General features: G+C 41.9%; 14 protein-coding genes. 7 read left to right on the top strand and 7 right to left on the bottom strand.

Features of this window, described 5'->3' with window-relative positions; genetic code table 11:
* Positions 1–138 precede the first annotated feature (138 nt).
* The gene (locus tag Q0465_RS02295; RefSeq protein ID WP_298612249.1) at positions 139–909 is read left to right on the top strand and encodes a M23 family metallopeptidase; all 771 of its coding nucleotides are present in this window, start codon (positions 139–141) and stop codon (positions 907–909) included.
* Between the two features lie 13 nt (positions 910–922).
* On the opposite strand, the gene Q0465_RS02290 is transcribed toward Q0465_RS02295, so the two are convergent.
* Complete coding sequence (locus tag Q0465_RS02290; protein ID WP_298612246.1) at positions 923–3,193, bottom strand: cation:proton antiporter; 2,271 nt, start codon at positions 3,191–3,193, stop codon at positions 923–925.
* Positions 3,194–3,257: 64 nt separating this feature from the next.
* The gene (locus Q0465_RS02285; RefSeq protein WP_298612243.1) at positions 3,258–3,767 is read right to left on the bottom strand and encodes a YtfJ family protein; all 510 of its coding nucleotides are present in this window, start codon (positions 3,765–3,767) and stop codon (positions 3,258–3,260) included.
* 127 nt (positions 3,768–3,894) lie between these two features.
* Here Q0465_RS02285 and Q0465_RS02280 point away from each other — a divergent pair, with 127 nt between their 5' ends.
* On the top strand, positions 3,895–4,827 hold the full coding sequence (locus Q0465_RS02280) for a DMT family transporter (protein ID WP_298612240.1): 933 nt from the start codon (positions 3,895–3,897) through the stop codon (positions 4,825–4,827).
* Positions 4,828–5,007: 180 nt separating this feature from the next.
* Here Q0465_RS02280 and lpxA read toward each other — a convergent pair whose 3' ends face one another.
* The 4 genes from lpxA to Q0465_RS02260 are packed head-to-tail and all read right to left on the bottom strand — an operon-like array spanning position 5,008 to position 11,591.
* Positions 5,008–5,787 carry an acyl-ACP--UDP-N-acetylglucosamine O-acyltransferase gene (lpxA, locus tag Q0465_RS02275; RefSeq protein ID WP_298612237.1) on the bottom strand — a complete coding sequence of 260 codons (780 nt, stop codon included), beginning with the start codon at positions 5,785–5,787 and terminating at the stop codon, positions 5,008–5,010.
* 22 nt (positions 5,788–5,809) lie between these two features.
* Positions 5,810–7,192 (bottom strand): TolC family protein, encoded by a 1,383-nt coding sequence (locus Q0465_RS02270; protein WP_298612234.1) that lies wholly within the window; start codon positions 7,190–7,192, stop codon positions 5,810–5,812.
* 8 nt (positions 7,193–7,200) lie between these two features.
* Positions 7,201–10,377 (bottom strand): efflux RND transporter permease subunit, encoded by a 3,177-nt coding sequence (locus Q0465_RS02265; protein WP_298612231.1) that lies wholly within the window; start codon positions 10,375–10,377, stop codon positions 7,201–7,203.
* Between the two features lie 23 nt (positions 10,378–10,400).
* Positions 10,401–11,591, bottom strand: a complete 1,191-nt coding sequence (locus Q0465_RS02260) for an efflux RND transporter periplasmic adaptor subunit (protein ID WP_298612228.1) — start codon at positions 11,589–11,591, stop codon at positions 10,401–10,403.
* A 382-nt stretch (positions 11,592–11,973) separates the two neighbouring features.
* Between Q0465_RS02260 and Q0465_RS02255 the strand changes: the two genes are divergently transcribed.
* From Q0465_RS02255 to Q0465_RS02245, 3 genes are all read left to right on the top strand, one after another.
* Positions 11,974–12,864: a DMT family transporter gene (locus Q0465_RS02255; RefSeq protein WP_298612226.1), complete on the top strand. Its 891-nt coding sequence runs from the start codon at positions 11,974–11,976 to the stop codon at positions 12,862–12,864.
* A gap of 130 nt (positions 12,865–12,994) precedes the next feature.
* Positions 12,995–14,497 (top strand): potassium/proton antiporter, encoded by a 1,503-nt coding sequence (locus Q0465_RS02250; protein WP_298612224.1) that lies wholly within the window; start codon positions 12,995–12,997, stop codon positions 14,495–14,497.
* Positions 14,498–14,526: 29 nt separating this feature from the next.
* Positions 14,527–15,186 (top strand): MgtC/SapB family protein, encoded by a 660-nt coding sequence (locus tag Q0465_RS02245; RefSeq protein WP_298612221.1) that lies wholly within the window; start codon positions 14,527–14,529, stop codon positions 15,184–15,186.
* A gap of 35 nt (positions 15,187–15,221) precedes the next feature.
* Here the strand turns inward: Q0465_RS02245 and Q0465_RS02240 are convergent, their stop codons facing one another.
* On the bottom strand, positions 15,222–16,172 hold the full coding sequence (locus tag Q0465_RS02240) for a 3-oxoacyl-ACP synthase III family protein (protein WP_298612219.1): 951 nt from the start codon (positions 16,170–16,172) through the stop codon (positions 15,222–15,224).
* A gap of 270 nt (positions 16,173–16,442) precedes the next feature.
* On the opposite strand from Q0465_RS02240, the gene Q0465_RS02235 reads away from it, so the two are divergent.
* Both Q0465_RS02235 and Q0465_RS02230 read left to right on the top strand, forming a co-directional pair.
* Positions 16,443–17,429, top strand: coding sequence for an aldo/keto reductase (locus Q0465_RS02235; RefSeq protein ID WP_298612216.1), 987 nt, complete (start codon positions 16,443–16,445; stop codon positions 17,427–17,429).
* Between the two features lie 20 nt (positions 17,430–17,449).
* Positions 17,450–18,511 carry an NADH:flavin oxidoreductase/NADH oxidase gene (locus Q0465_RS02230; protein WP_298612213.1) on the top strand — a complete coding sequence of 354 codons (1,062 nt, stop codon included), beginning with the start codon at positions 17,450–17,452 and terminating at the stop codon, positions 18,509–18,511.
* The last annotated feature ends 108 nt before the right edge of the window (positions 18,512–18,619 follow it).

Genomic DNA, 18,619 nt, shown 5'->3' with positions numbered 1-18,619 from the left:
TGTTTTCCCTATCAGACACCCAAACTTTCTGTTTACTGCCCGCTTAAATTACAAATCGTTAAAAAGTGTTGGCATTTAATAAGTTCCATCGGAATTAAAACTATTTTTCTTATTTTTGTATTCGTAAAAATTGAGCCTATGAATTTTAGAAAATCATTCCTATTTATTCTTTTATCAGTTTCTCTGTTTTTTACGTCTTGTTCTTTCCGGCATATTCCGGAAGCTCCTTTCTCCACTCAGTTGCATGCCTTTTCCACTGAAGGAATGCTGATCCCTTCTCCCCTGGCTTATTCCGATTATTTACCCAAGCCAGCAGAATTTATCGCTCCGGCTCCTCAAATTACGGATATTTTCAATGGGGAAGAAAGGTATCTGGTAAGGGCAAAAACAGAAAATCTATTCGATAAATGCAAAGAATTATGGATAGATTTCGGACAGATTGCAGAAAATTCTTTTGTTTTTCCTCTCCCCAATGCCCGTATTTTATCTCAGTATGGAAGACGGCATAACCGTCCGCATACCGGTATAGATATCAAAACTTTTGCCAACGACACGATCCGGGCTGCTTTTGATGGCATCGTCCGGATTGCCGGACGCACGAGAGGCTACGGAAATGTCGTGGTGATCAGGCATTATAACGGACTGGAAACCGTTTACGGACACAACTCGAAATTTTTAGTAAAAGCAGGAGATAAGGTAAATGCAGGAGACCCGATCTCTTTGGAAGGACGCACAGGGCGTGCCACAACAGAACATTTACATTTTGAAACCCGCATCAACGGACAGCCTTTCGATCCCAGTCTGATTATCGATTTCGTAGAACAAAAATTACACAATAAATGTCTCGTATTTACTCCCGATGAAAAAGGAAAAATTCATATCGATAAATATCATAAAATGTATGAATAATCCCATTCTTCCTCTATACAGCAGATTCCTTGCCTTCATCCACTTTTCCCGGATGTATAACTAACAAAGAAGGCAGGGAAGAAAACAAATCAGCATTTGAAGCGATATGCACACAAGTGTCATAACTCAGAATAGCCAGATGACTTACTCCCTGTATACCTTCATTATTTCGTAAAGATCCATCCGGAATTAAATTATCGGGATACTGGCTGTATAACTGATCCAAATGACTCTGCAAAGAAATATTTCCTGCAATTTCTTCCCTATAAACAACCCGGATATTTACCCCCTTTGCTAAAAGGACAACGATATATTCTGCAAGGAACAAATCTTCCCCACTTCCGATAATCCAATAAATATGTTCTGGACGATAAAAATGACGATTTACAAATATTGCAACAGGACAGTCCACCTCCCGCATCATCTTTTCTATTTTTTCCCGGTGAAGGATTCCCGGCAAAGCATAAGTTCCCCGGCTAAGCATCCGGAAAAAACGATACAGGACAGGTAAACGCTGCTCCGTCAAACGTTCTGCATATTCCCGCATAAATTGCTGGCCAGCTCCGACAAACAGGAAACGGACTTTTTCCTTCCCGGCCATACGGGCGATTTCGTATATTAATTTATCCGTAACCTTATAACGCTCCGTAAGTTTTATTCCCAACCGCTCAGCTTCCTCCCGGACCGGCTGAAAACTTTTACAGGCATATTCTTCTGCCTTAACCGGATTAACATCCGCCCCTAAAGTAAAATGAGCAGCGATCAGTTCTGTATCTTTCAACTGTTCTCCCAGGAAAAAATGGATGACAGAAAGTAATACTTTCCCGCTTTCGGGCTTTCCGAAAGAAAGAAGGATTTTATTTTTAAAATCCACCAGGCCTTCTTTTACATGGAAAATTTTCTCAAAGAAAACCAATAAAGGAGTGGTCATAAAAGTCGTAATCAAAGCCATCAATATAAGAATGACAAAAATAGAAGGCGGCAATACCCCCATTTCATAACCGATGTTTAAAGCGATCAATTCCATTAACCCCCTTGTATTCATCAAAGTGCCAATAATGAAACTGTCCTTCCAGCTTTCGCCTACCAATCGGGAAGCAATGGCACATCCTCCCAGTTTCCCGACAATAGCCATACCTACAAATAAAGCGCATACGCCCCATAATTCCGGACTATCCAGTAAACCGATCTCAGTACGCAGTCCTGTAAAAGCAAAAAATAAAGGCAGAAAAAATACCAAAGCGACATCTTCTACCTTTTCCATCATCACTTTCCGGAAGCCAATATTGGAAGGCATAATAACACCGGCAATAAAAGCACCGAACAAGGCATGAATTCCGATAATCTCTGTAGTTACAGCTGATAATACCAATACTATAAATATAAATGCCACAAAAGTCTTATTGATGACCTCACTGGTAGCATATACGTTTCCTATTTTTTTCAAAAAAGGTCGTACGACCAGGAACATAAGCAGGATATAAGCCAGCGTCAAGGCTACAGTATAAAGAGCACTTACAAAAGTTCCGGCCTTGGCAATCGCAATGACTACGGCCAATAAACACCAGGCTGTTACATCATCATTTGCAGCCGATGCGATAGACAATATTCCAATGTGTTTTTTGGTTAATCCTCTTTCCTGTACAATTCTGGCCAATACGGGAAAAGCCGTAATACTCATTGAAATACCAATAAAAAGAGCAAAAGGTAAAAAGGCCGCATGAGTCATGGCATACTTTTCATACACCCAAAAGGAAGTGACAACACCCAGGAAAAAAGGCAGAACGATCCCGACATGACTGATTACCAGGGTTTCATTCATCTTGTTCTTCAGGACTCCGAAATCCAATTCCATGCCGATCACAAACATAAACAAGACTAAGCCGATCTGACTCAACAGATTCAAATTCATCAAAGATGCCGGAGGGAAAAGTACTTCAAAAAAGTTCGGAAAAAAATACCCCAATAAAGAAGGTCCCAGTACGACTCCGGCGATAATTTCTCCCATAACTCCAGGCTGGCCGACATAACTGAAAAGCCAGGAAAAAATACGTACCGTCGCCAATATTACAATAATCTGAAACAAAAGTACAGCTAAAGGGCTTGTCAAATTATCAGCAACAATACTCTGGAATAATTCAAAAGCCCTGCCTTCCTGCTGCACAATAGGAGCTGCTCCCAATTCTGCAAAGCGTTCTCCTCTATGTAATGCCGCATAAATTAAAAGCCCGAACAGCAGGAGCATCAATATATAAATCAGGTAATTTTTTCTCGATTTTTGCATCGGAAATTTTCTAACAATTTCCTACGAAAATAAAGTTTTATAACTAATTGAATATTTTTATATTTTACTTATTTTGATTTACCCAATCAATAACCTGTTGCATTTCTGCTGAAGTCACCTGACCTGCTTTAAAAAAACGGATAATCCGGTCTTTATCCACAGCTATTACACAGGAAGCATTGTTCACATTGCCTAAATTCCATCCCCTGCTTAAATTATTGTTGGGGTCGAAATAGACCTGTGCATCCGTCCCTTTTATCCGTTTCCGTGCCATACGCTTAATCATCCCGTTGGGGAGTAAAGGAGCTGCTGCCATGTTTACTACTCCATAGGACTCAATCTTCGAACTATTCATCGGATGAGCTTTAAAATAATCCTGTAAATCTTCATTCTGACCAGCATGACTGGGATCCTGATAGAATATCAATAAAGCTTCTTTACCCAACATGGGCAAATTGATCGTGTCATTTTTGACATTCAGAACTTTTACTTCCCCAACTTTCTCTCCGACCTGTGCCCAAGCTATCTTTCCCGATAACCCTAAAGCCACTAAAAGAATCAAAAAATACCGCATATCTTTTTATTATTAAGTTTTATAACGAAAAATATACGGCAAAGCCACCTTTACAGTTACACTCTTTAAAGAGATAAAAATAAAACTCAACACTTACAAATCTCGTATGAATCCATAAAATACAAACATGAAATCACGGGAGCTTATAGGTAATCTGATGGTATTGGCAACTATACTTATTTATAGTTTCAATACAAATTTTATGAAAGTACTTATGCCGGAATGGATCGGTCCTCAGGGCCTAGTTCTGGCCCGTTGCCTGATGTGTGCCATCGGCTTCTGGATTATCGGACTATTTCTTCCCCATACCCCTGGAAACAACCCCGGACGCCGCGACATCGGCATGATGATGTTAGGAGGCGTCCTCGGTATTGGAGCAAATCTGTTATTGTATATTTCCGGACTGAATATCACCGGACCAGTAGATAGTTTCGTCATTCGCACCCTTCAGCCGATTATGGTCCTGTTACTGGCAGTACTGATTTTGCATGTAAAATTTACAAAATACAAAATGATCGGGATTATTCTTGGCCTGGGAGGCGCTGTTTACGTGTCTATAATGCCTCATAACGGACCGGTAAAAGACTCTTTTTTAGGTGATATCATGATTTTCGCTTCTACTGTATCCAAATCCCTTTTTTTAGTACTGATCAAACCCTATACACAAAAGTATAACGCATTCGTCGTTATGAAATGGATGGGAGTAGCAGCACTCATAGTTACCTTCCCCTTCGGCATCCGGCAACTTTTACAAGCTCCGCTTTTCAGTACGACCACCCCTTTACACATTTGGATGGAATTCGGGTTTATCCTGATCGTAACTACCATGGGAGCTTATTACCTGTCAGTAAAAGCCTTGAATTACATTACTCCTTTCGTAGAAAGCGCTTATATCTATTTGCTCCCCATAACCGGAGCTATCGTAACCATACTGATGGGACTACAGAAATTTTCCTGGCACGATCCCATTGCACTCGCACTCATTGTACTCGGTTTTATTTTTATCAACAAAAAAGCACATCCTTCAGCCACCATAACGCCTTTGGGAACTAAAAAATAAAAAATGAATATCCGGAAAATTCTTTCTTTGGATGCTGAACCGGACAAAAATTTGCCTGACAACCGATTGCTAACAGGATACTCATTAACAATCTGATTCCGTTAATCAGCGAAGTACTCCTCCAAAGAAAGAATTTTCCGGATATTCACCTACTATAAAATTACACAAAAGGGCACGTCCCTACAGTGTAACTCCGATAATACCCCTTTCAGAAGATTCAATAAAATCGAGCATATATGCCAGTTCGGGTCCGATTTCAAGCAGTTCTCTGATCCGGTGAAGGGCATTTTCCAAACTGGTACCACACTGGTAAATCTGGCGGTAAGCCTTAGCAATATCATCGATTAAAGTTTCAGAAAAATGCCCTTCCCTGGCCAAAATTAACGCATTAATTCCGTAATAAGCAATCGGATTGTGAGCTGCTACAATATAAGGAGGCACATCCCTGTTTGCCCGGCAGCCGTCCCGCACCAACGACCAACTTCCTACCCGGCAGCCGTGTTTTATAATCACTCCGCTTCCTAAAATGGCCATATCGTCAATAATGCAATTTCCGGCCGTCTTCGCCCCGTTTCCCAGCACGCAATTATTTCCCAGATGAGTATCATGAGCCAGATGTACTCCTTCCAGCAGGAAATTCCCGTCTCCCACTATCGTACAATCAGTAGTGTCGGTCCCCCGGTTGATAATTACTTTTTCCCGTATTGTATTATGATTTCCGATTTTCAATATTGTATCTTCTCCTTTAAATTTAAAATCCTGAGGAGTCGCTCCGATTATAGCTCCCTGATAAACAAGATTATCTGTCCCCATACGCGTACCACTCAGAACACTGGCGTACGGCATAACTGTACAATTATCGCCGATTTCTACGTTTTTGTCGATATAGGCGAAAGGATGAATCGTAACATTATTACCGATTTTAGCTCCTTTATCTATATAAGCTAATGGACTAATCATAATTTCAGATATTAAAGTTTAATTATTTTACTCCTCCCCCCAATGCATGGTACAGGTTGACAACCGCCTGTATCCGCTGGAATTCATCGGAAATTCCGGACAATTGGGCACTTAACAGAGATTGTTGAGCCGTCAGGACTTCCAGATAAGTAGAAGTTCCTAAAGTTAACAATTCCTGAGTATATTCCACAGATTTCTTTAAAGATTCGATCTGTTTTTCCCGCTGTACAATCTTATCCTCCGCCGTTTGAAAAAGATTCAAGGCATTGCTTACCTCGCTTCCGGCATTCAGGATAGCTTGTTCAAAACTCAATAAAGCCTCTTCCTGCTGTGCCTTTGCAATTTTTAAACGGGCAATATTAGCTCCCCGGTAAAAAAGAGGCTGAGTAAGGGAACCGATCACAGAAGCAATCATTTTTCCCGGATTCAAAATTACATTTCCGGCTTGGTTGGTCCAGCCATACGTCCCGCTGAGGGTAATCTGGGGATAAAAAGCTGCCCGGGCCTCATTCGCATTGTAATAGGTCCCTGCCAACGCCATCTCCGCAGCTTTTACATCCGGCCGATTCGCCAGCAACTGAATAGGTACTCCGGCCTGCAATACCGTAGGTAATTGCTGATGATCCATTTGCCCCCTCTTAATCTTTTGAGGAGCTTGTCTCAACAACAAAGACAACGAATTTTCTGTTTCCCGGATTTGATTTTTCAAATCAGCTATAGAAGCCAATACCATATAATAATTGGCTTCACTCTGTACCACTCCAGCTTCATTCACCATAGCAGCCTCTTTCATAGCTCTCATGGTTTCCACATTTTTCTTCCACAGCACAGAAGTTTCTTCCGTTATAGCCAGCTGTTTATCCAGCATAAGTAACAGATAATAATAATTGGCTATAGCTGCGATGACCTGAGTCTGAACAGCCTGCTGATAAGCTTCACTCTGTAGCAAAGCAGCCTTTGCAGCTCTTTTGGTATTCAATATTTTACCGAAAAGATCGATTTCCCAACTACCTGCTACAGGTAACGACCAGCTCCAGGATCCATGCGAATGATCAAAACTGCTGACCCCTCCCTGCGGAGCCAAAGCCAAAGAAGGCAGATAAGACAAACGGGAAGTCATCAAACTGGCCTCTGCTTCTTTCACCCTCAGTAAAGCCGTCTGTAAATCCATATTCCTTTCCAACCCCAACCGAATCAAAGCCTGCAGATCGGGATCGGTAAACACTTGCTCCCAGGGAAGATTGGCCATATTCGAGGTATCGGAAACCAATGTATCCGTAGCAGAAACGGGATCCCTGAATAATCCTTGCGTATCTACTTCCGGCCGGCTGTACTGTTTATATATATGGCAACTACTCAACAGCAATGCCATACACAGCGGATATAATATGATTTTTATCTTCATTTTATTTATTATTTCGTATACTGTTCAATCTCAGATTCTATTTCCGTATTATCCGTATCATGCCATTCCATTGGCTTGAATTTTTCTTGCAGGTATTCAAAAGCAACAAACAAAGCAGGCACAATAAATATCTGGCAAATCATACCGATAAGCATACCTCCGATTGATCCCGTACCCAAGGTACTATTTCCGTTAGCCCCAACGCCATGGGCGAACATCAAAGGAAGTAAACCGATAATCATAGCAAAAGAGGTCATCAAAATAGGACGCAAACGGGCAGACGCGCCGGATATGGCAGCATCTTTGATACTCATGCCGGTCTTTCTCCTGTCCAGTGCAAATTCTGTAATCAAAATGGCATTCTTCGCCAACAAACCGATCAACATAATCAAAGCAATCTGCATATAAATATTATTCTCGACACCCATCATCTGTGCAAAAATAAAACTTCCCATCAAACCTGAAGGCACGGAAAGAATTACGACCAAAGGCAACAGGTAACTTTCATACTGGGCACTCAGTAAGAGGTATACAAACACCAGACAAAGAGCAAAAATCATAGCTGTCGTACCGCCGCTGCTCCCCTGCTCTTCGCGGGTCATACCTGAAAATTCGTAGCCGTATCCGGTAGGCAGTTCTGCTGCAGCGACTTCTTCTATGGCTTTAATCGCCTGCCCTGAGCTATAACTATCCGCTGTAGAACCGTTTACACTCATAGAAGTAAACATATTAAAACGCTTGATATTATCCGGGCCATATACTTTTTTCAACGTCATAAACTGAGTGATAGGAGCCATTTCATTCCCATTTCTCACTTTTATTCCCTGTAAAGATTCCGGACTAATCCGATATTTCGGATCAGCCTGTATCATTACCCGATAAAGCTTTCCAAAACGGTTAAAGTTAGAAGCATAAATACCGCCATAATAGCCTTGCAAAGTCGTCAATATATCATTCGGACTGATGCCTGCCTGTTTACATTTCGCGGCATCAATTTCTATCATGTATTGCGGGAACGTCGGATTGAAAGATGTCTGAGCAGTAGCTATTTCCGGCCTTTCCCTCAGCTTCGCTAAAAAGTTTTGTGCCACTTCGTAGAATTTATCCAGATCCCCTCCTGTTTTATCCTGCAGGTTCAATTCATAACCATTCGTAACACTATATCCGGGAATCATCGGGGGCGCGAATAACAATACCCGGGCATCCTTGATAGCCGTTTTAGCCTGCATGTAAAGGGAACCGATAATCGTATTCAGATCCTGTCCTTTCTTCCGCTCCGACCAATCTTTCAGTTTCACAATAATGGTTCCGTAGGAATTACCCTGTCCGGCCAGAAAACTGTACCCCGTTACCTGGGTCCGGTTTGCCACAGCCGGATTCGCTGCCACCAAACTGTCCACCTGCTGCATCACGTACTGGGTTCTCTCTTGCGAAGTCCCGGGAGCCATATCCACCACAACGAATAAAGTTCCGGTATCTTCGTTCGGTACCAGTCCCGTAGGCGTAATATTCATTAAAAGAACCAATAAAATGACCGTTGCGACCACAATGCCAAAAGCCAATATTTTCCGGTGTATAAAAAACAAAATACTCTTCTCGTATTTCTTTAACAACCTATCGTAGGCAACGTTAAAAGCGATATGAAAACGCTCAATCCAGGACGTTTTTTTCTTCTTCTCTCCTTTCTGATGATGCGGCTTCAGGAAAATGGCACACAAGGCCGGACTTAAAGTCAAAGCATTAACAGCAGACAATCCGATAGCAATTGCCATTGTCAAACCGAACTGACGGTAAAATGTTCCAGAAGTTCCTCCCATAAAACTCACCGGAATAAAAACAGCCATCATCACCAGAGTGATAGACACAATGGCACCTCCCAATTCACTCATCGCATCGATAGAAGCTAAACGAGCCGACTTATATCCCTGATCCAACTTAGCATGTACCCCTTCCACGACCACAATGGCATCGTCCACCACAATGGCAATAGCCAAAACCATAGCACACAATGTCAGCAAATTGACACTAAACCCAATCAGATACAAACCGAAAAACGTACCGATCAAAGCGACAGGAATAGCTATTGCCGGAATCAAAGTTGAACGGAAATCCTGCAAAAATATATATACAACCAAAAATACCAGGATAAATGCCTCTATTAAGGTCTTCAGCACTTCGTGTATAGATGCAAATAAAAAATCATTGGCATTGATAAGGGTGGCAATTTTAACACCAGAAGGTAAATCCTTTTCAATTTTATTCAAATAATCACTAATATCACTGATAATTTCAGTTGCATTCGAACCTGCTGTCTGGAATATAATAGCCGTTACTCCCGCATGCCCGTTTACTTTATTGTCAAATCCGTAGGTTAATCGTCCCAATTCTATATCGGCTACATCTTTTAACCGTAAAATTTCACCATCAGCCGTCGCCCGGATTACAATATTCTCAAATTCCTCTACCGTTTGCAGACGGCCTTTATACCGCATAATATACTGAAACGACTGGTCACCCCTTTCTCCGAATTGCCCCGGAGCAGCTTCGATATTCTGCTCTGCTAAAGCAACCGTCACATCTCCCGGCATCAGCTTATACTGAGCCATCACATCCGGTTTTAACCAGATACGCATGGAATAATCCGTTCCAAAAACCATTACATCCCCTACCCCCGGAATACGTTTAATCTCCGGAACGGTATTAATGTTCAGGTAATTTTCCAGGAAATTAACATCATATTTATCATCGGAACTATAAAAAGAAAAACCCATCAGCATACTTGTCTGCCGTTTCTGGGTAATTACCCCTACCTGCGTCACCTCTGAAGGAAGATATCCCTGAGCCTTTGCCACGCGGTTCTGCACATTTACGGCTGCCATATCAGGGTCCGTACCCTGTTTAAAATACACTTCTATGGAGGCATCTCCGGTATTCGTTGCCGTAGAAGTCATATACATCATATCCTCTACACCGTTGATTTGTTCTTCCAGGGGTGCGATCACACTGTTCAGAACCGTCTGAGCATTTGCTCCCGTATAAGTGGTATTCACACGTATGGTCGGAGGAGCTATATCCGGATATTGGGATACGGGCAAAGACACTAAACCCAATAAGCCCAAAATAACGATTAGAATAGAAATAACCGTCGAAAGTACCGGACGGTTTATAAATTTATCTAATTTCATTTTTCTTTTCTTTTTAACACGAATTATTTTTTATCAGCCTCCCCTTTTGTTTGAGTCATTGCGCTGATTTTAGCTGCCGATTCCTGCGGGGTAATCGGCCTGATCCGGGTTCCGTCTCTCAAAGAACTTACCCCTTCAACCACAACGCGGTCACCGGGATGTAAACCGGAAGTAACGACATAATTCTTCCCGTCATCCAAATTAAATATTTGTATTTCTGTATTCTTTATGGTAGAATCAGCTTGCAATACATATACAAATTTCTTATCCTGCAATTCATAAGAAGCTTTTTGAGGGATTAAAAGAGCGTCATTTATCACAGAAGGCATCCGTATTGACCCTGTTCCCCCGCTCCTTAACAGATAGCGGGGATTATGAAAAGCTGCCCTCACACTTACAGCCCCGGTAGTCTGGTCGATAACCCCGCTGATTGTTTCAATCTTTCCCTTCTCCGGATAAAGCGAACCATCTGCCAGTACCAGCTCAACCTCAGGCAATTTTTGCAATATTTCCTTAGAAGAACCGTCCTGCCGAATCAAATCCAGAAGTTGTTTCTCCGTCATAGAAAAATAAACATACATTTCCGAAATATCTGAAACAGTAGTCAGGGGAGTTGCAATAGTAGGTCCTACCAATGCCCCCACCCGGAAAGGGATAGTCCCGACCACTCCGTCCGAAGGACTTTCAACTTTTGTATAAGAAAGATTTTTCTCAGCATTTACCAACTGGGCCTCCGCCTGCGCCAAAGCAGCCTTCTGAGAAGCCAACGTATTTTCAGCCATTTGTAAGTCGTACTGACTGATAATATTCTTTTTTGCCAATTCCCGTTTATTGTCAGCAGTCAGCTGAGCCGTCGCCACATTTGATTTGGCAACATTCACAGCCGCCCGGGCAACATTCACAGCCTCCTCATATTGCACAGGATCAATCATAAATAAAGCCTGTCCTTTACGAACGGTAGCCCCTTCATCCACACATAATTTAGTAATAAAACCGTTCACATTGGGACGAATTTCTACATCCTGCCTTCCCCGTATCGTTGCGGGATAAGAAGTACTCAAAACGACAGATTGAGGGTCCAAAGTAATGACAGCATATTCCGCTGCCCCTCCCTGACCTGTTTGCTGTTTTGAACTACAAGCAAAAAGCGTCACACCTAATGCAACAATAAACAACTTGTGAAACTGCATCATCATTAGTTTTTGAATTTTCATATTATTTTAATTGAGATATCCGGAAGTTTAAATTTTAAAAAAAGTTCAAAATTTATAGGCGAACCTATGCAAAATTCATGCAAAACTACAATGATTTATGTTTATAATTCTAATAATTATTGAAAAAATTTAATCCAAAATCATTTTTTTTAGAAATAAATCTGATTTTAGTTTAAAATGAAAAAATCATTTTCTTTTCAATATTTACATTTTCCCTCATCCGACATCTTTTTTTCAACAAATATTCTCTCCCCATTTGTCTTCTTTTTCTTCTGAATTCCCTTTCTCCTTTTCACTTATTTGGTTTTTCGAATTTACTTTTCCTTTTTTATAAACAGAGGTATGAAATTCCTATCTTTGACCTTCGATAAAAAATCTGGACATGGGTAATAAAAACACACTTTTCCATCTATTAGCCGCCTTTACCATTATCATCTGGGGGATTACTCTGATTTCCACTAAAATCTTAATTTTAAACGGCCTGAGTCCGGCAGGCATTATGCTTTACCGCTTTGTAATTGCTTATGCTGTACTCTGGTTGTTTTATCCTCATTTACCCCAAGTAAAGAATATGAAAGACGAAGGGATATTTTTTGCTGCCGGATTTTTCGGGGGGACGGTATATTTCCTTACAGAAAATACAGCTGTCGGAATGACCAACACCTCCAACGTCGCTTTGATCGTCACTACAGCTCCCTTACTTACGGCTTTTATAGCAAATTTCACTTTGAAGAATGAACCTTTAAAACGCAATACACTGACAGGATCCCTCATTGCCCTGGGAGGTGTTTTTCTGATTGTTTTCAATGGTAATTTTATTCTTCAACTGAATCCGGCCGGAGATCTGTTATCATTTTTCTCGGCCCTGTCGTGGGCAGTATACTCTATCCTTATAAAAAAAATCAGTCATAAATACCCTGTCTTATTTACAACCCGGCGGGTCTTCTTTTACAGTATCCTCACCCTTTTACCCTGGTTTTGTTACGAACCTTTCCCCCGGGATTTTTCTGTCCTGCTCCGGAAAGAAGTCCTGTTCAACCTGCTTTTCCTGAGTATAATTGCCTCTTCCCTCTGTTTCTACATCTGGAATATCATCATTAAAAATTTAGGAGCCGTACGTACGAATAATTACATTTATTTTATCAGTATTGTTACGATGGTTGTTTCCTGGCTGGTGCTGGATGAAACAATCACCGCTTACGCCATCCTGGGTGCAATGCTTATACTTTCCGGGGTATATCTGGCCGAACATTCCCCGAATCAGATAAAATGATAAAATTTAACATATTTTCAAATGGGCGGTTCTATTTCCGCAAAATTTATTCACAAATTATATTTAATTTTGCTAGGTATTCAATAATGCCCATTAAAATTACTTTTTCAACCGACTAAAAGTATAATTTATGTTCTTTACTACAGAAAATATTCTACTTATTGGTTCTATTCTTTTATTTGTCAGTCTTATCGTTGGAAAAACCGGCTATCGGTTTGGAGTACCTGCTTTGTTGTTGTTTCTCCTGGTTGGAATGTTATTCGGAAGCGACGGTTTAGGTATACAGTTCAATAGTCCGCAACAAGCTCAATTTATTGGTATGATCGCCCTGAGTATCATTTTGTTTTCCGGTGGAATGGATACTAAAATGACAGAAATCCGGCCTGTATTAGGAGAAGGTGTCGTATTAGCTACAGCGGGAGTTTTTATGACCGCTTTAGTAACAGGTGGATTTGTGTACTGGATTTCCGGAATAACCGGACAACATATAGCGCTCACGCTGGTAGAAGCCCTTTTGTTGGCTTCCGTAATGTCTTCTACCGATTCTGCCTCCGTTTTTTCCATCCTCCGCTCTAAGAATCTGCATTTGAAACATAACCTACGTCCGATGCTGGAATTGGAAAGCGGAAGTAACGACCCGATGGCTTATTTACTAACAATCCTTTTTATCCAAATGGTACAGGCAGAGAATATGAGTATCGGTTCTCTGGCATTAGAGCTTATTATTCAACTGGGTATGGGAGCCCTTTGCGGTTATTTCCTGGGACGTCTAGCCGTCCTGACCCTGAATAAAATCAATATTCAATACGAGTCCCTTTATCCTGTCTTACTGCTTGCTTTGGTTTTTTTCGTTTTCTCGTTTACCAATTTACTCCGGGGAAACGGTTATCTGGCAGTCTACATTGCAGGAGTTATTGTAGGAAACCGTCCTTTTATTCATAAAAAAAGTGTTACCTCATTCTTCGATGGTTTTGCCTGGTTATGTCAGATCATTATGTTCCTTACCCTTGGACTGCTGGTAAATCCTCATGAATTACTCGAAGTAGCAAGTCTGGGGTTGCTGGTAGGAGTATTCCTGATCCTGATAGCCCGTCCCGTCAGTGTCTTCCTCTGTCTTTTACCTTTCCGGAAATTACCGATAAAAGGACGGATTTTTGTTTCCTGGGTAGGTTTGAGGGGAGCTGTTCCCATTATTTTTGCTACTTATCCCCAGATTGCAGGAGTTCCGCATGCCGACCTAATATTCAATGTTGTATTTTTTATTACCATACTTTCTCTGATTGTTCAGGGAATGAGTATTCCCTGGGTGGCAAACCGGCTACATTTGGCAATGCCGGAACCTAAAACCGGAAATACCTTCGGAGTCGAATTGCCCGAAAGCATAAAATCAGCAATGTCCGAAATTACCCTTACAAACGAATTATTGCAAAAAGGGAATCAGCTGATGCATTTATCCTTACCTGACAATACATTAGTCGTTATGATCAACCGGGACAATAATTATATCGTCCCTACCGGAAAAACACAATTAAAAGCCGGCGACAAATTGCTAGTCATTACAGACAACGACGAAGCCCTTAGGCATACTTACGAAAGTTTAGGAGTAAAAGAATATACATTGGAGAAAAACTGAACTAATTTACAAATAAAAACAGAAAGACTATGTGGGATTTAATATTAAGGCTGGTCGTTGCTTCGTGTTTCGGGGCACTTATCGGGCTCGACAGGGAATACCGGGCCAAAGAAGCAGGACTGCGGACCCATTTTCTGGTATGTCTGGGAAGCGCCCTGTTTATGATCGTATCCCAACACGGTTTTGCAGATGTATTAGGAGCTAAAGGCGTGGGACTCGATCCCAGCCGTATAGCTGCACAAGTTGTCAGCGGCATCGGTTTTCTGGGTGCCGGAACTATAATTATACAAAAACAATTTGTCCGGGGGCTTACCACGGCCGCAGGTTTATGGGCTACCGCAGCTATAGGACTTGTTATTGGCGGAGGAATGTATTATATCGGCATTACCGGTGTCATCCTCACTTTGGCCGGACTGGAACTGACTAATTTATTCCTCCGGAAAGTCGGACTTCATAGTATTTTGTTAATCTTTACGACCAGTAAAAAGGAAAACCTGGGAATTATTACGAATGAAATCAATAGTTTAGGGCACCATATTACGAGTTATACAACCGACGAAGAGCATTTTGGAGATGCCAAAACCTATCACGTGACAATGGTCATCAAAACCCGTAAATTCGGAGAAGAAACCCTGTTATTCCAATTTATACAATCCTTACCGGATCTGACCATCAATAAAATGGAATAAACAGAGAAACTTCTACAGTATATTTTTGAATCCTCCTAAAACTGAAGCAACATCGCCCCACAGGAATATCCTCCTCCGAATACGGTCAGTCCTACTAAATCTCCCTTTTTAATCCGGTGTAAATTTTCGGATAACGAAATAGCACAACTGGGGCAACCTGTATTTCCCCGGGTTTCTATATTCATCAAGAAACATTCTTCGGGAAATCCTGTCTGGTGAGCTATATTGCGGATAATGCGCCGATTTGCCTGATGAGAAGAGATATAATTCAAATCAGAAAAGGCCTTTCCACATGCCTCTCCGGCTTTTTCCAAAGCTTCCACCATATAATGACAAGCATTGATAAACACATCCCGTCCTTCAGGCATACCGATCCCTCCATTTCGGGGCCGCAGATATACCGCACTGGTGGATTTACCGATATGCCCCAATCCATGCGTATATATACTCAAAATCTGCGGATCACTTTCCTTGTATTTTTCCGGAGAGACAAAAAAGGCAACTGCCCCATCTCCCCACAAATGTCCGCTCTGAGGATCCGTTTCATTTGCATAAGCCGTATTGTGTTCCGAAGCGATAATCAATGCCCGATGCGCTTTTTTCATGGCAAAATAGCCTTCTGCAACTTCCATCGCATTAATAAAAGAGGAACAAGCTGAAGAAACACTTATACATTTAGCCCGGTCTGCCTGATACCGTCTTTGTACCATATGTGCCATCGTCGCAACCGTATCATAAGGAGAATAGGTAGCAGCCACAATTAAATCCACTGTATCCATAGGATAAGGCAAATCACTCACCCCATTGTCTACCGCTTTTATACCCATCGTATTTGTATTTTCTTCCTTGCCTGCTTTACTCCGGGTCCTGATTCCGGTACGGGAATATATCCATTCCTCATCCAATCCGTTCACCTCTTTAAAATAAGAATTCTCTACCACCTCTTCCGGAATATAGTGCGAGATTTTATTGACGTATAAATTCATTTTATGCTTTACTATTACAAAAATTTCACAATTACGAGGATTTTGTGCAACAAGAAGTATGCCAAATTTCCCTATCCCCATTCAGTAGGGCTGGAATTTCGAAATTTGAAAAAGTTTACACAAAAATTAGTTATTTTCCCGGAAAGACAGACGGCCGCATGAAGTCCGTAACAGGAATACCGGTTCAGTAAACCATTATTTCCGTTCTTCGAACTTTACCACTCCTTTTACGTAAACATTACACATGCAAGGATCATAAATTGAATAGCCATGGAATATAGAAAATTAGGAAATACAGATTTAGAATTGTCCGTTATCACATTCGGTTCGTGGGCAGCCGGCGGCTGGATGTGGGGAGCGACAAATCGTCAGGCTGCAGTAGATGCCATACGGGCAGCCTATAACGAAGGGGTTACCTCTATCGATACAGCTCCCATATACGGTCAGGGAACCAGCGAAGAAATTGTCGGCCAGGCCATAGAAGGAATAAAACGGGATAAAGTTCAAATTCTGACAAAATACGGTATGCGTTGGGATCTAGCCAAAGGAGATTTTGCTTTTAAAAGTCAGGACAATAACGGACATCCCATTGATATTTACAAATACGCCGGTAAAGAAAGTATCATCCGGGAATGCGAAGACAGTTTACGCCGGCTGAAGACAGACTATATCGATCTTTACCAAATTCACTGGCCGGACAAGACAACTCCCATGAGTGAAACGTTCGAAGCTGTTGAAAGATTGATCGAACAAGGGAAAGTCCGTTATGCAGGAGTATGCAATTATGACGCTCAATTATTGGCAGAAGCGGATAAATATATCTCTCTGGTCTCGGATCAAATTCCGTTTAGCATGGTAAACCGGGAATCAGAAAAAAAGACGATTCCCTGGTGCACCCGACACGGCATATCAGTACTCGTATACAGCCCTTTAGAAAGAGGTTTGCTGACCGGCAAAATGAGTCCGGGTTACAAATTTGCAGCTGGAGATCACCGTACCAAAAATCCGTTTTTTACAGATGAAAATATTTTACGCACAAACGCTTTTCTGGAAACGATACGGCCGCTGGCACACGAGAAACAGGCCTCTCTTTCTCAATTGGTACTGCGTTGGACAATCGATCATCCGGGAATAACAATTGCTTTAGTAGGGGCCCGTAATCCGGAACAAGCCATTTCCAATGCACATGCCGCCAATATTACATTAAAACGGGATGAAATGGATTTTATCACGAAACAAATAGAATTGCTTTTATAGTCCTCATAAAAAGAACTGAGATGTTATTTTCTACCTATGAATTGAAATCCTTAACTTTAAAAAACAGGATTGTCATGTCGCCTATGTGTCAATACAAGGCAGAAGACGGATATGCAAATGACTGGCATTTAGTACATCTGGGCAGCCGGGCTGTCGGAGGGGCCGCTCTCATTTTACAGGAAGCCACAGCTATCTCTCCGGAAGGAAGGATTACGCCGAATGATTTGGGCCTGTGGAAAGAGGAGCATATATCGAAACTCCAGCAAATCACAAGCTTCATCGAAGCACAAGGGACGATCCCCGGTATACAGTTAGCACATGCAGGCCGAAAAGCAAGTGTTGCAGCCGAAGGAGAACAAAAAGGGAAATTTCTGAAACCCGCTGAGGGAGGGTGGCAAATTGTTGCTCCTTCAGCCATACCCCAGGAAGCAGACAGCGCTATTCCGGAAGTTCTGGACAAAACCGGGATAGAAAAAATTGTAAACGATTTCTCCGCGGCCGCCCAAAGAGCATTAAAAGCCGGTTATAAAATGCTGGAAATTCATGCTGCCCACGGTTATCTTTTACATGAATTTCTGTCTCCTTTATCAAATTTACGTACCGACGAATACGGAGGTAGTTTTGAAAACCGGATACGGCTACTGACAGAGGTAACCGATGCCATTCGCAAAGTATGGCCTTCCGACTTCCCCCTAGGAGTCCGGATATCTGCAACGGATTGGGCTAACGACGGCTGGGACTGGGCCCAATCCGTGCGACTGGCCAACGTATTGTATGAAAAAGGAGTGGATGTCCTGGACGTCTCCTCAGGAGGCCTGATCCATAGTGCTCCTATTCCGGTAAATTACGGTTACCAACTTCCCTTTGCCCGTCAGATAAAAAAAGAAAGTTCTATTAAAATAGCTACCGTCGGCATGATTACCGACGCCGTACAAGCAGAAACAATACTCGTAAACGGAAATGCCGACCTGATTGTCATCGGAAGGGAATTGTTAAGGGATCCTTATTTTCCTCTCCACGCTTCACAAAAGCTTCATGCAGACATACCTTGGCCGTGGCCTTATAAAGATGCTTTACAATAGCCATACTCTTAAAAAGCAGAGGGTTTGTAACCTGCACAAAACCCTCTGCCCGCTTTCAAAATCCTTCAATTCTCCTTTTCTGAGCTCTACCCCAGCAGCCGTCTCCGA

Source organism: uncultured Odoribacter sp. (assembly GCF_937966165.1).
Lineage (GTDB): Bacteria > Bacteroidota > Bacteroidia > Bacteroidales > Marinifilaceae > Culturomica.
Note: the sequence above shows the minus strand (reverse complement) of the source record. Positions and strands in the feature narration are given on the sequence as shown.

What these genes read in the sequence shown, in the direction of transcription:
- Q0465_RS02295 (WP_298612249.1), top strand. Translation starts at nt 139, where the DNA reads ATGAATTTTAGAAAATCATTCCTATTTATTCTTTTATCAGTTTCTCTG.
- Q0465_RS02290 (WP_298612246.1), bottom strand. Translation starts at nt 3,193, where the DNA reads ATGCAAAAATCGAGAAAAAATTACCTGATTTATATATTGATGCTCCTG.
- Q0465_RS02285 (WP_298612243.1), bottom strand. Translation starts at nt 3,767, where the DNA reads ATGCGGTATTTTTTGATTCTTTTAGTGGCTTTAGGGTTATCGGGAAAG.
- Q0465_RS02280 (WP_298612240.1), top strand. Translation starts at nt 3,895, where the DNA reads ATGAAATCACGGGAGCTTATAGGTAATCTGATGGTATTGGCAACTATA.
- lpxA (WP_298612237.1), bottom strand. Translation starts at nt 5,787, where the DNA reads ATGATTAGTCCATTAGCTTATATAGATAAAGGAGCTAAAATCGGTAAT.
- Q0465_RS02270 (WP_298612234.1), bottom strand. Translation starts at nt 7,192, where the DNA reads ATGAAGATAAAAATCATATTATATCCGCTGTGTATGGCATTGCTGTTG.
- Q0465_RS02265 (WP_298612231.1), bottom strand. Translation starts at nt 10,377, where the DNA reads ATGAAATTAGATAAATTTATAAACCGTCCGGTACTTTCGACGGTTATT.
- Q0465_RS02260 (WP_298612228.1), bottom strand. Translation starts at nt 11,591, where the DNA reads ATGAAAATTCAAAAACTAATGATGATGCAGTTTCACAAGTTGTTTATT.
- Q0465_RS02255 (WP_298612226.1), top strand. Translation starts at nt 11,974, where the DNA reads ATGGGTAATAAAAACACACTTTTCCATCTATTAGCCGCCTTTACCATT.
- Q0465_RS02250 (WP_298612224.1), top strand. Translation starts at nt 12,995, where the DNA reads ATGTTCTTTACTACAGAAAATATTCTACTTATTGGTTCTATTCTTTTA.
- Q0465_RS02245 (WP_298612221.1), top strand. Translation starts at nt 14,527, where the DNA reads ATGTGGGATTTAATATTAAGGCTGGTCGTTGCTTCGTGTTTCGGGGCA.
- Q0465_RS02240 (WP_298612219.1), bottom strand. Translation starts at nt 16,172, where the DNA reads ATGAATTTATACGTCAATAAAATCTCGCACTATATTCCGGAAGAGGTG.
- Q0465_RS02235 (WP_298612216.1), top strand. Translation starts at nt 16,443, where the DNA reads ATGGAATATAGAAAATTAGGAAATACAGATTTAGAATTGTCCGTTATC.
- Q0465_RS02230 (WP_298612213.1), top strand. Translation starts at nt 17,450, where the DNA reads ATGTTATTTTCTACCTATGAATTGAAATCCTTAACTTTAAAAAACAGG.